Here is a 13,620-nt window from a genome sequence, read left to right on the forward strand (position 1 = left end):
GTAGCTTGTTGCAGAAGATAAATGCGGAGGATAAAAACCAAACATACTAGGAGGAAATTCACATGTCAGTAATTTCTATGAAACAATTACTTGAAGCTGGTGTACATTTCGGTCACCAAACTCGTCGTTGGAACCCAAAAATGAAGAAATATATCTTCGTAGAACGTAACGGGATCTACATCATCGACTTACAAAAAACTGTTAAAAAATTAGAGGAAGCTTATGACTTCATGCGTCAAGTTGGTCAAGACGGTGGTAAAGTTCTTTTCGTTGGTACGAAAAAACAAGCACAAGAAGCGATCAAAGATGAAGCTGAACGTTCAGGCAACTACTACATCAACCAACGTTGGTTAGGTGGTACTCTTACTAACTTCGGTACAATTCAAAAACGTGTTGCACGTATGAAACAAATCGAAAAAATGGAAGAAGAAGGTACTTTCGAAGTTCTTCCTAAAAAAGAAGTAATCCAACTTAAAAAAGAACACGAGCGTCTAATTAAATTCTTAGGCGGTATCCGTGATATGCACGATCTTCCAGACGTAATGTTCGTGGTTGACCCACGTAAAGAACGTATTGCTGTTGCTGAAGCTCGTAAATTAAACATCCCTCTAGTAGGTATTGTTGATACAAACTGTGATCCAGATGAAATCGACTACGTAATCCCTGCTAATGATGATGCTATTCGCGCTGTTAAACTTTTAACTGCTAAAATGGCTGACGCTTTAATCGAGTCAAAACAAGGTGAAGAGGAAGCTCCAGCTGTAGAAGCTGCTGCTGAGTAATTCACGTTTACAAAAAGGTGATAAGTGGCTCAAAACCCTTATCACCTTTTTTAGAACCTATCATTAAAACTATGTTCAACCAATTTGAGGAGGAAACACTAAATGGCAAACATTACTGCACAATTAGTAAAAGAATTACGCGAAAAAACTGGCGCTGGTATGATGGATTGTAAAAAAGCGCTAGTACAAACTGATGGTGATCTAGAAGCTGCAATCGATTTCCTACGTGAGAAAGGTCTATCTTCAGCTGCTAAAAAAGCTGACCGTATCGCTGCAGAAGGTACAACTTATATTTTAGAACAAGGTAACGAAGCAATCATCCTAGAAGTAAACGCTGAAACAGACTTCGTTGCAAAAAACGATAAATTCCAAGTATTAGTTGCTTCTTTAGCAAAACAATTACTTGCTGCTAAACCAGCATCAGTTGAAGCTGCATTAGAGCTTACAAATGCTGAAGGTGTAAAAATTGTTGATCAAATTTCAACAGCAGTTGCAACAATTGGTGAAAAAATCACACTTCGTCGTTTCGAAGTGAAAACAAAATCTGATGCTGATGCATTCGGTTCTTACTTACACATGGGTGGTCGTATTGGTGTATTAGTAACTTTAGAAGGTTCTACAGATGCTTCTGCTGCAAAAGATGTTGCTATGCATATCGCAGCAATCAACCCAACTTATGTTTCTCGCGATGAAGTTTCTGCTGAAGAGGTTGAACGCGAGCGTAAAATATTAACTGAACAGGCACTTAACGAAGGTAAACCAGAAAACATCGTTGCTAAAATGGTGGAAGGTCGTCTTGGTAAATATTTCGAGGATGTTTGTTTACTTGACCAAACATTCGTTAAAAACTCTGACCAAAAAGTGCGTGATTTCGTTGCATCAACTGGTGGTTCAGTAAATGGTTTCGTACGCTACGCTGTAGGTGAAGGTATCGAAAAACGTGAAGATAACTTCGCTGAAGAAGTTATGAGCCAAGTTAAAGGTAACTAATTAGCTGCATTTGATCCTAATCAAATAATATCTAGATTTTCTAGACAAAAAATGGGGAACACAATTTAACGTGTTCCCTATTTTTCCGAAGAGAGCGAAAAGAAGGATATAATTTTCTATTCTGCCTTATTCACAACTAGTAATTATTGTAATATATACTATAATGGAAAAGGGAATAGAGATGTTTTAAATAAAGTCTGACGGAGGTTTACAATGAGTGTGCCACAATATAAACGAGTAGTTATAAAATTAAGTGGTGAAGCGTTAGCAGGAGAAGCGGGCTTCGGTTTATCACCAAAAATAATCAAGGCTGTTGCAGAGGAAGTAAAAGAAGTAGTAGATCTTGATGTAGAAGTTGCTGTTGTTGTAGGTGGCGGTAATATATGGCGTGGAAAAATCGGTAGTGAAATGGGAATGGATCGTGCGGCAGCCGATTATATGGGAATGCTGGCAACGGTTATGAATTCTTTAGCATTACAAGATGCACTTGAAAAATTAGGCATTGAAACACGTGTTCAATCTTCTATCGTGATGACACAAGTAGCAGAACCATATATTCGTCGTAAGGCAGTTCGTCATTTAGAGAAAAAACGTGTGGTTATTTTTGCAGCAGGTACAGGTAACCCGTTCTTCTCAACTGATACAACTGCAGCATTACGTGCAGCAGAAATCGATGCAGATGCGATTTTAATGGCTAAAAATAATGTAGATGGTGTTTATTCTGCAGATCCAAAAGTAGATACAACTGCCATTAAATACGATACACTCACATACTTAGACGTTATTCAACAAGGCTTACAGGTAATGGATTCAACAGCTTCTACTTTATGTATGGATAACGATATTCCGTTAATTGTCTTCTCAATTACAGAACAAGGTAATATTAAACGTGCCGTACTAGGCGAGAAAATTGGAACAGTTGTTAGGAGGAATGCATAATGGCTAAACAAGTATTAGAACAAGCTAAAGAAAAAATGAACAAAACAATCGCAGCTTTCAGTCGTGAATTATCATCAATCCGTGCAGGACGTGCAAACGCATCTTTATTAGACCGCATTACGGTTGATTATTATGGTGCACCAACCCCGATTAATCAGCTTGCAGGTGTATCTGTACCAGAAGCTCGTTTATTAGTGATTACACCATATGATAAAACAATTCTAGGTGAGATCGAAAAAGCAATTATGAAATCAGATATTGGTATTACACCATCAAATGATGGCTCTGTCATCCGTTTAATGATTCCTGCTTTAACAGAAGAGCGTCGTAAGGATCTTGTGAAGCAAGTGAAAAAAGAGGCAGAGGATGCAAAAATCGCTGTACGTAACGTTCGTCGTGATGCCAATGACGATCTAAAAAAACTTGAAAAAGCTGGCGAAATCACAGAGGATGATCTTCGTGGCTACGGTGAAGATATTCAAAAATTAACAGATGAATTCATTGTAAAAGTTGATCAAGTAGCGAAAGAAAAAGAAAAAGAAATTCTAGAGGTGTAAGCAGACGCTTTACATATCTAGATGGAACTTTTTGAGGAGATGAAGGCGTCCTATATATATCAGGACGTCTTTTCTCTTTACAATTAAATCTATATGTATCAGAGTAATGGAATTTTATACATTCAAGCTTTAATTGTTTTAGAGTGAATACCTTTCATCTATTTTTGCTTTCTTTTTAGATTAAGAAGAACTGATCTTTACTTGAAACGGACACATAGGTGAGGATTGCATTAAAAAACCTTACTTTGTAAGTAGTTCTAAATGAAGCTTGTTCCTACATAGTCAATTTAGAGGGAAAAAAAAGACAAAACATGCTTTTGTTTGTTATGATAGGTTAGTATACGTCCGATTAGTTGTAGTGGGGGAGTTAGCATGTTTAAAAAGCTATTAGGTAAACAAATAAATATGGATACACTATCATTGGGGGAACGTGTTGCCCTTGCTAAAAGCGAGCCAATTCCTGCCCATGTTGCGATTATTATGGACGGAAATGGACGGTGGGCAAAAAAACGCGCGATGCCACGTGTTGCCGGGCACCATGAAGGTATGAAGACGGTACGAAAAGTCACTAGATTTGCGTCAGATCTTGGAATTAAGGTTCTAACAGTGTATGCGTTCTCTACAGAAAACTGGAAGCGTCCAAAAACAGAAGTCGATTTTCTTATGCGTCTACCTGTTGAATTTTTAGGGTCCTTTTTACCCGAAATGATGGAACGTAATGTACGTGTGGAAATGATTGGAGATCCTGCTTTATTGCCCGCACATACACAGAAAGCATTGTTTGAGGCGATGGAGGAAACGAAGCATAATACAGGGTTAATTTTAAATTTTGCCTTGAATTATGGAAGTCGTTCTGAAATGGTCAATGCAATGAAAACGATGCTTCAAAAAGTGCAAGATGGACAATTAACATTACAAGATATAACAGAAGAATGTTTAACATCTCATTTGATGACAGCTCATTTACCAGAGCCGGATTTATTAATTCGTACAAGCGGTGAGGTACGATTAAGTAACTTTATGCTATGGCAGCTCGCCTATACAGAATTTTGGTTTACAGATACATTGTGGCCAGATTTTAGCGAGGAAACCTTATTGGAAGCGGTGGAAAATTATCAGAAACGTAATCGCCGTTACGGTGGGTTGAAGGGAGAAGAAACAACTTGAAACAAAGAATCATCACAGCAATAATTGCAGCTGCGCTTTTTATTCCATTTGTTATTTATGGAAATGCACCATTTACTCTACTAGTGCTTGCAATGGCTGTTGTCGGCTTTTATGAAATACTGAAAATGAAAGGTATTTCACTTTTTTCAGTGCCTGGTATTTTAGGGCTACTTATTTTACTGTTACTTGTTATACCTAACGGCTGGTCAGATAAGGTAGTAGATGCAATTGGCTACTCCTCTAATTTAATGGTTGTGTATGGCATCGTTATGCTATTGCTGATATATGTCGTTCTTGTAAAAAATAAAATCACATTTGATGAAGTGGGTTTTATTTTATTAGGTGCGTTTTACGTGGGCCTTGGCTTCCATTATTTAGTTGAGACAAGAAATGAAGGGCTTGTATATGTTGTCTATTGTTTACTAATTGTTTGGACGACTGACTCAGGAGCATATTTTGTTGGAAGAAAGCTAGGTAAAAATAAGCTATGGCCAGAAATTTCACCGAAAAAAACGATAGAAGGGTTTATAGGCGGAATTGTAATTGCAGTAATCTTTGCTGTAGGGATGCAGGCAATCTACCCATTTGCCAATGGCTACATCTCACTTATTTTCATCACCATTTTTGCATCCATCATCGGGCAAATGGGTGATTTAGTAGAATCTGCCATAAAGCGTCATTTTGATGTGAAGGATTCAGGAACTATATTACCTGGGCATGGCGGAATTTTAGATCGCTTTGATAGTCTATTATTTGTAGTGCCGCTATTACACTTTTTGCATTTTTAAGGAATTAAAGCCATCTAGTTGAATGGTAATGTAGTTTTTCATTTGTTAGAGAGAAAAAGGGGACAATTTGTCGTGAAAAAAATTAGTTTACTTGGTGCAACTGGGTCCATTGGTTGGCAAACCTATGATATCTTAAAGGAACAGCGTAATGATTTTCAGCTAGTTGCATTTTCTTCAGGGAAGAATATCGAAAAAACGCGTGAAATGATTGAAACGTTGAAGCCAGAGTTGGTATCTGTTCAGCTAGAAGAGGATGCACAGACATTAGCGAAAGAGTATCCTCAAATCCAATTCTCATTTGGAGAAAAGGGACTTGTTGAGGTGGCTACACATCCTGATTCTACTGTTCTTGTTAATGCTGTTCTTGGTAGTGTTGGTCTAGAGTCGACATTAGCCGCAATTCGAATGGGAAAAACAGTTGCCATTGCTAATAAGGAAACACTTGTAACGGCTGGCCATTTAGTGATGGCAGAGGCAAAGAAATACAATGCTAAAATTTTGCCAGTTGATAGTGAGCATTCCGCCATCTTTCAGTCAATGAATGGCGAAAATCCAAAAAATGTTGAACGTTTAATCATTACAGCCTCTGGTGGTAGCTTCCGTGATAAATCACGTGCGGAATTAAAGCATGTAACCGTTGCCGATGCACTCAATCATCCAAACTGGTCAATGGGTGCGAAGATTACCATAGATTCGGCTACAATGATGAATAAAGGGCTAGAAGTCATAGAAGCACATGTCCTATTTGATATGCCTTATGATAAAATTGATGTACTTTTACATAGAGAAAGTATTATTCACTCTCTAGTTGAGTATCATGATACTAGTGTCATTGCACAGCTTGGTACTCCAGATATGCGTGTGCCTATCCAGTATGCCTTAAGCTATCCTGATCGTATGCCGTTGCATAACGGACAACGACTCAATTTAGCACAGATTGGTCAGTTGCATTTTCAAGAAATGGATTTCGAGCGCTATCCAGCGTTGCGTCTTGCCTATGAGGCCGGGCGTACTGGTGGTACGATATTGACAGCAATGAATGCAGCAAATGAGGCGGCAGTTGCAGCCTTTTTACAAGGGAAAATAACATTCCTAGAAATCGATGAAACAATCGAGCGTGTGATGCAGGCACATAACAATATTTTAGTGCCAGATTTACAGACAATTTTACAGGTAGACGGTGAAACAAGAAAAACAGTGTTAGACATGGTAAAATAACAAAAGTAAGATTACGTTAACTATTCACTTTTAAAGGTGGGGTATTATGCAAACAGCCATTGCATTTATATTAATATTTGGCCTGCTCGTATTCTTCCATGAACTTGGTCACTTCCTGTTTGCGAAACGCGCAGGAATTATGGTTCGTGAATTTGCTATCGGTATGGGTCCAAAAATTTATGGAAAAACACATGGTGAAACAATCTATACGGTACGACTTTTACCAATTGGTGGTTACGTTCGTATGGCTGGTGATGACATGGATGGTACTGAATTGTCACCTGGATACCGTGTAGGGCTTGTTGTTGATGAAGATAATCGTGTTAAAAAAATTATTTTCAATCAAAATAATAAGCAGTTACCAGACTTATTATTTTTAGAAGTTGAACGAGCTGATTTAGAAAAGGATTTATTTATTGAAGGCTATGATGAAGAAGAGAATTTAGTACGTTATAGTGTGACAAGGGATTGTATTCTGGTCGAAAATGGAAAAGAAACATTAATCGCACCATATGACCGTCAATTTAACGCTAAAACAGTGGGACAGCGTGCCATGACAATCTTTGCGGGACCATTGTTTAACTTTATATTAGCATTTTTTATTTATTTAATGATTGGTTTATTAAATGGTGTACCTACAAATGAGCCGATTATTACTGAAGTAGTAGAAAATCACCCAGCGGCACAGGCGGGCATGCTCGCAGGTGACAGGGTGAAATCAATAGATGGACATGCTGTTGAGACGTGGCAGGATTTAGTTTCCATTGTACAAAGTCGACCTGGTAAGACGATTAATGTTACAGTTGAGCGAGAAGGAACAATGGAAAATCTTACGATGACAGTAAAAGAAGTGAAAGAAGAGAACGGTGAGACATATGGTCAAATTGGAGTGACAAGCCCAAAAGTCCACAACCCGTTAAAAGCTGTCGTCTATGGTGCTCAAGAAACATATAAGATGACAATGCGTATATTTGAATTACTGGGAATGCTTATTACTGGTCAATTTACAATTGATGCACTATCAGGACCTGTTGGAATTTACAAAACGACAGAGACTGTTGCCACATGGGGAATCTTTGCTTTAATGAATTTTGCAGCCATGTTGAGTATTAATCTAGGCATCATGAATTTATTACCACTTCCTGCTCTTGATGGTGGTCGCCTATTATTCTTTGGCTTTGAGGCAGTAAGAGGTAAGCCAATTGATCGTCAAAAAGAAGGTATGGTCCATTTTGTAGGGATCGTTCTATTAATGATCTTAATGGTTGTCGTCACATGGAATGATATCCAACGATTCTTCTTTTAGTGAAGAAAGGTTAACGTTTTGACATTGTGCCTATACGTAATTGTTACGTCAAGGCAAATATGGATGAAAAACATAGCTTTGAGCGCAATTTATTTGAAACATTGCGTTCAAAGCTAAATTTGTTTATGCTAATTAGAGTATAAACATATTTATCTTCATTCAGCAGAAGACTTCCACCTCTACAAGTGGTGAGATGAATGCGGTTTTGGTTCTTTTCAGTAGGTGACTAAACATCTGCTGAATGAAGATAAAGCCTCTGGCGGATGTCACGGATTTTCAAAGAAATATATATAAGGATGTTAGCCTAAAATCTTCGCATCCTGCGAAAACGGCTAACTGACCTGCATCGTTAAAAACGCCACGTCCTGTGTCATTACCGAAATGACCGCTCTCGTGCAGGCCTGAGCACAATTCAAAATCCGGACGTAATTACGCCAAGGCGAAATTGATGAAAAAAGGTGGAACACTGAATGAAGCAAAGTAAAACATTTATCCCAACGCTACGTGAAGTACCTGCTGATGCAGATGTAAAATCACATAAGCAATTACTACGTGCAGGGTTTATTCGTCAAAATACAAGTGGGGTATACTCGTATTTACCGCTTGCAAAACGTGTATTATCAAAAATTGAAAATATTATTCGCGAAGAAATGGAAGCCATTAACTCTATCGAACTGTTAATGCCTGCATTACAATCTGCGGAGCTGTGGCAGGAGTCTGGCCGTTGGGAAAAATACGGTCCAGAATTAATGCGCTTGAAAGATCGTCATGATCGTGACTTTGCATTAGGACCTACTCATGAAGAGGTCATTACGACTCTTGTACGTGATGAAATTAAATCTTATAAAAAATTACCGTTAACCCTATATCAAATTCAAACAAAATTCCGTGATGAAAAACGTCCTCGCTTTGGATTATTACGAGGTAGAGAGTTTATTATGAAAGATGCTTATTCATTCCATGCATCACGTGAAAGCTTAGATGAAACATATGATGATATGTATCGAGCATACTCTAATATTTTCTCTCGTCTAGGTTTAAATTATCGTGCGGTTATTGCGGATGCTGGTTCCATCGGTGGGAAGGGTACACATGAATTCATGGTATTATCAGAAATTGGTGAGGATACAATTGCCTACTCTGACACATCTGATTATGCTGCGAACATTGAAATGGCAGAAGTAGTAGTAGATTATCAAGCATCAGACGAAGCATTAAAAGACCTTGAAAAAGTAGCAACACCGGATCAAAAAACAATTGAGGAAGTATCTGCTTTCTTAAATATTGAAGCTTCAAATGTGATTAAATCATTAGTATTTGATGTAGATGGTGAATTAGTAGTTGTACTTGCACGAGGCGATCATGAAATAAACGATATCAAACTGAAAAATGCTCTAGAGGCTGGCTCAGTTGAACTTGCTAGTGAAGCAGCAATCCAAGACCTATTAAGCTGCGGAGTGGGTTCTATCGGTCCAGTTAAATTACCAGTAGATGTCAAGGTTGTTGCAGATAATGCAATAAAGTCTATCCGTAATGGAGTAGCGGGTGCAAATGAGGATGGGTTCCACTTAATCAATGTAAATCCAGAGCGTGATTTTGCAGTTAATAATTATTTAGATATTCGCTTTATTCAAGAGGGTGATCCATCACCAGATGGACAAGGTATTATCAAATTTGCAGAAGGCATAGAGGTTGGTCATATTTTCAAATTAGGGACTACTTATTCTGCAAAAATGAATGGTACTTTCTTAGACGAGCAAGGGAAGGCACAGCCATTTATTATGGGCTGCTATGGTATTGGTGTTTCACGTATTTTAGCTGCTGTGGCTGAGCAATTCCAAGATGAGAATGGTTTCGTTTGGCCAACTCAACTAGCGCCATATGATATTCATGTTGTACCTGTAAATACAAAGGATGAAGCACAGGTAGCCCTAGCAGATGAGCTATATGGCTTATTAAAGTCCTACCGCTTTGATGTGCTTTTGGATGATCGTGCTGAGCGCGCTGGGGTTAAATTTGCTGATGCAGATTTAATTGGATTACCTGTGCGTGTAACAGTTGGTAAAAAAGCAACTGAAGGTATCGTTGAAGTCAAGTTCCGTCAAACAGGTGAAACATTTGAATGGAAAAAAGAAGAGGTTATTGATCGCTTAAATGAATTTTTCCGTAAAAACTAATTTAAACAAAGGTGTAAATCCTACCAATAGAGGCTGCCCTTTAACTTCTTTCAGCAGAAGTCTCCCACCTCTATAGTGGTGAGATGAATGCGACTTTAAGCTATTTTTCAGAGGGTGTCCAAACACCAGCTGAAAGAAGTTAAAGCCTCCGGAGGATGTCACGGAATCGAAAAGGAGTTCTTTATGTAAGCACAAAGCCGATTCCGGACGCAATTATGCCGAGGCATAATTGATTTTTGATAAGATAGTAGTAAAGAATTCGCGACACTTCTGCGGGACAATGAACCAATCAAGCAATAAAACAGATACCAATCAGTATTTGTTGTTGTTTGTAGATCGCCCGTAGAGAGGGTGCGAATTTTTTTCTTCAATTTAGATTGTAGAAAGTAGGTGTTACTAAGTTGGAACAGCAACAAGAGGCAAGAACGAGGTTTCGGATGCTCTTGCAGCAACTAGAGTTAACAGATGATGTTTATATGTCCTTTTTTGAAGAAGGTGAATTATCACGTTTAACCGTTCACAAAAAAAACAGACTATGGCATTTCACCATAAAATTACGAGGAATACTTCCGTTTCCACTTTATCAGCTTTTTCGTACACATTTAACAGAGAAATTTTCTGCTATTGCTCAGATCCATACAACATTTGAAACGGTAGAGAAGGACGTAACAGAAGAGCTTGTTCAGGCTTATTGGTTAACTGTAGTTGAACAAATAGATGAAATGGCGCCAACTCTTAAAAATTGTCTTGTATCTCAAATACCAAACTGGAATGGTCAAAAGATTACTTTATCCTGCATGCAAGAAATGGAATTTATGATGCTAAAAACAAAGTATGCAGAAAAGCTCTCCACGAGCTATAGTCAATTCGGTTTTCCAGCAATGGCTGTAGACTTTGTGTTACAGGATGAAACAGAAGAAATGATTGCAGCACAGGAAGCTTTTATGGAGCAGAAGCGCTTGGAGGAAGCTGCATTAGCCCAACAAGCGATACAAGATTATCAAAAACGTGAGCAGGAGAAAAAAGACAATCCAGCCATGGCGAATCTTGGCGATCGTCCATTCCAATTGGGAATGCATATTAAAGATGATGAGATTATGGAGATTAAACGCATTGTGGAGGAAGAGCGTCGGGTTATTATTGAGGGCTTTGTCTTTGATACGGAAATTAAGGAATTGAAAAGTGGTCGCTCATTATTACAAATTAAAATGACTGACTATACGGATTCTATCATTGTTAAAATGTTCTCTCGCGATAATGATGATGCCGAACTGATGCAACATTTGAAAAAGGGCATGTGGATAAAAGTTCGCGGCTCTGTTCAAACAGATACATTTATTCGTGACTTAATTGTGATGGCCAATGATATCAATGAAATCAAAAAAGAAACACGTCAGGACAAGGCACCAGAGGGAGAAAAACGTGTTGAATTACACTTGCATACACCAATGAGTCAGATGGACGCTGTTACTCCAGTTGATCGACTAGTGGGTCAGGCGGCAAAATGGGGACATCCAGCTGTTGCTATTACAGATCATGCAGTAGTGCAATCCTTCCCAGATGCGTATGCAGCAGGGAAAAAACATGGCATCAAAGTAATCTATGGTATGGAAGCAAATTTAGTTGATGATGGTGTGCCAATTGCTTATGCCTCTGAGCATCGATTATTAACTGACGCTACCTATGTTGTATTTGACGTGGAAACAACAGGTCTTTCCACCGCTTACGATACAATCATAGAGCTTGCTGCAGTTAAAATTAAAGATGGACATGTGATTGATAAATACGAAAGCTTTGCCAATCCACACCATCCATTATCAGCGACCACCATTGAACTAACAGGTATTACAGACGATATGGTACGAAATGCACCAGAAGTGGAGCAAGTCATTAAGGAGTTCCATGCATTTATTGAAGATGGGATTGTGGTAGCTCATAATGCATCATTTGATATTGGCTTTTTATATACAGGCTATAAAAAATATGAGCTAGAGGATACCATTCATCCAGTTATTGATACGCTGGAGCTTGCCAGATTACTCTACCCGACGATGAAAAATCACCGTTTAAATACACTATGTAAAAAATTTAATATTGAATTAACCCAGCATCACCGAGCTATTTATGATACTGAGGCAACGGGTTACTTACTTTTACAGCTGTTAAAGGATGCAGATGAATTAAACATTAAATATCACGATGATTTTAATAAGCATATCGGTGGTGGAGACGCTTATAAAAAAGGAAGACCTATGCACTGCACGATATTAGCAGTAGATAATGCTGGGCTTAAAAATTTATTTAAAATCGTCACTCACTCACATACAAAAACGTTCTATCGTGTGCCTCGTGTTACACGAGCGGTCCTAGAGCAATATAGAGAAGGTTTATTGATCGGATCTGGCTGTAGTAATGGTGAAGTATTTGAGACAATGATGAATAAATCACCAGAGGAAGCTGAGAAAGTTGCACGATTCTATGATTATATTGAGGTTCAGCCTAAGGCAGTGTACGCACCATTAATTGAGCGTAATGTCGTTCGTGATGAATGGACACTTGAGGATATTATTCGAAAACTTGTAAAGCTTGGGAAGAAGCTTGATAAACCAGTTGTGGCAACAGGTAATGTTCATTATTTAGATCCGACAGATGGGATGTTCAGACAAATATTAATTGGTTCACAAGGTGGTGCCAATATTTTAAATAAATCAAAGCTACCTGAGGTTCATTTTAGAACGACGGATGAAATGCTCAAGGAATTTGACTTTTTAGGGCCAGATCTTGCGAAGGAAGTTGTTGTTACCAACTCTCAAAAAATTGCAGATATGATTGGTGATGTGAAGCCTATTAAAGACGATTTATATACACCTAAAATTGAAGGCTCGGATGATGAGGTAACCAATTTAACTTATGAAATGGCTCATCGCATTTATGGAGACGATTTACCTGAAATCGTGAAGGCACGTATCGAGAAGGAATTAAAATCGATTTTAGGTCATGGCTTCGGTGTAATTTATTTAATCTCTGCGAAGCTAGTGAAAAAATCACTAGCTGATGGTTATTTAGTTGGTTCCCGTGGTTCCGTTGGATCTTCGTTAGTAGCAACCTTTATGGAGATTACAGAGGTAAATCCACTACCACCTCATTATATTTGCCCAAATTGTAAGCATTCTGAGTTTTTTGATGATGGATCTGTTAGCTCAGGTTTTGACTTACCAAATAAGAATTGTACAGAATGTGGAACACCTTATAAAAAGGATGGACAAGATATTCCATTCGAAACATTCCTTGGTTTTAAAGGAGATAAGGTGCCTGACATCGATTTGAGTGCGACACGTTGCTAGTTGAAAAGACATGCCACCATATATTGGTAGAACTGCTATTTCGAAGTGCGGAATGACGGAGTAACGCCCCGAAACGCACTCGCTGAAGCTACGACATGCAAGCGGATGATTGCAAAACTGAAACTTGTATGAAGCTCGTTAAAGTAGGCTGAAGTTCACCCAAACAGTAAGGCTGTGGAAAGGGAGCAATCCTGTGAATGATAGGTCTGGCGTCTATAAACTTTCTATGGTTAGAATCAGTAGAACTCACTGGGACGAACCCTCGATTGACTTTTCGTGAATGTCACGTAGTAGAAATGCTGCGGGGTCCAAATTAGGACTTCTAGGTGTGGATGAGTAAGCGTTTGATTAT

The 13,620-nt window shown here is 38.5% G+C and carries 9 protein-coding genes and 1 pseudogene; all 10 read left to right on the forward strand.

What is annotated here, in order from left to right; translation table 11 throughout:
• Window positions 1-62: 62 nt before the first annotated feature.
• The gene (gene rpsB, locus AC2CGN_RS01125) at window positions 63-782 is read left to right on the forward strand and encodes a 30S ribosomal protein S2 (RefSeq protein WP_004269262.1); all 720 of its coding nucleotides are present in this window, start codon (window positions 63-65) and stop codon (window positions 780-782) included.
• A 102-nt stretch (window positions 783-884) separates the two neighbouring features.
• Window positions 885-1,772 (forward strand): translation elongation factor Ts, encoded by an 888-nt coding sequence (tsf, locus tag AC2CGN_RS01130; RefSeq protein ID WP_484511632.1) that lies wholly within the window; start codon window positions 885-887, stop codon window positions 1,770-1,772.
• A gap of 213 nt (window positions 1,773-1,985) precedes the next feature.
• A complete protein-coding gene (gene pyrH / locus AC2CGN_RS01135; RefSeq protein WP_283871187.1) occupies window positions 1,986-2,711 on the forward strand; it encodes a UMP kinase in 726 nt (241 codons plus the stop codon).
• Window positions 2,711-3,268: a ribosome recycling factor gene (gene frr / locus AC2CGN_RS01140; protein WP_283871188.1), complete on the forward strand. Its 558-nt coding sequence runs from the start codon at window positions 2,711-2,713 to the stop codon at window positions 3,266-3,268. Before pyrH ends, frr begins: the two co-directional genes overlap by 1 nt.
• Window positions 3,269-3,640: 372 nt before the next feature.
• Window positions 3,641-4,435: an undecaprenyl pyrophosphate synthase gene (uppS, locus tag AC2CGN_RS01145; RefSeq protein WP_286925852.1), complete on the forward strand. Its 795-nt coding sequence runs from the start codon at window positions 3,641-3,643 to the stop codon at window positions 4,433-4,435.
• Window positions 4,432-5,223, forward strand: coding sequence for a phosphatidate cytidylyltransferase (locus AC2CGN_RS01150; protein ID WP_286925853.1), 792 nt, complete (start codon window positions 4,432-4,434; stop codon window positions 5,221-5,223). The genes uppS and AC2CGN_RS01150 overlap by 4 nt, the downstream gene beginning before the upstream one ends.
• Before the next feature lie 72 nt (window positions 5,224-5,295).
• A complete protein-coding gene (dxr, locus tag AC2CGN_RS01155) occupies window positions 5,296-6,441 on the forward strand; it encodes a 1-deoxy-D-xylulose-5-phosphate reductoisomerase (RefSeq protein ID WP_429980619.1) in 1,146 nt (381 codons plus the stop codon).
• Window positions 6,442-6,487: 46 nt separating this feature from the next.
• A complete protein-coding gene (gene rseP / locus AC2CGN_RS01160) occupies window positions 6,488-7,747 on the forward strand; it encodes an RIP metalloprotease RseP (protein ID WP_429980620.1) in 1,260 nt (419 codons plus the stop codon).
• A gap of 470 nt (window positions 7,748-8,217) precedes the next feature.
• Complete coding sequence (locus AC2CGN_RS01165) at window positions 8,218-9,924, forward strand: proline--tRNA ligase (RefSeq protein ID WP_484511636.1); 1,707 nt, start codon at window positions 8,218-8,220, stop codon at window positions 9,922-9,924.
• 401 nt (window positions 9,925-10,325) lie between these two features.
• Window positions 10,326-13,253, forward strand: a pseudogene (locus AC2CGN_RS01170) (PolC-type DNA polymerase III); the annotation flags it as partial.
• Window positions 13,254-13,620 lie beyond the last annotated feature (367 nt).

It is taken from the genome of Lysinibacillus sp. DFXJR4, assembly GCF_057196045.1.

Excerpts from the sequence above, each read along its gene's own strand:
- rseP (WP_429980620.1), top strand. The coding sequence starts at position 6,488 with ATGCAAACAGCCATTGCATTTATATTAATATTTGGCCTGCTCGTATTC.
- uppS (WP_286925852.1), top strand. The coding sequence starts at position 3,641 with ATGTTTAAAAAGCTATTAGGTAAACAAATAAATATGGATACACTATCA.
- pyrH (WP_283871187.1), top strand. The coding sequence starts at position 1,986 with ATGAGTGTGCCACAATATAAACGAGTAGTTATAAAATTAAGTGGTGAA.
- AC2CGN_RS01165 (WP_484511636.1), top strand. The coding sequence starts at position 8,218 with ATGAAGCAAAGTAAAACATTTATCCCAACGCTACGTGAAGTACCTGCT.
- frr (WP_283871188.1), top strand. The coding sequence starts at position 2,711 with ATGGCTAAACAAGTATTAGAACAAGCTAAAGAAAAAATGAACAAAACA.
- tsf (WP_484511632.1), top strand. The coding sequence starts at position 885 with ATGGCAAACATTACTGCACAATTAGTAAAAGAATTACGCGAAAAAACT.
- rpsB (WP_004269262.1), top strand. The coding sequence starts at position 63 with ATGTCAGTAATTTCTATGAAACAATTACTTGAAGCTGGTGTACATTTC.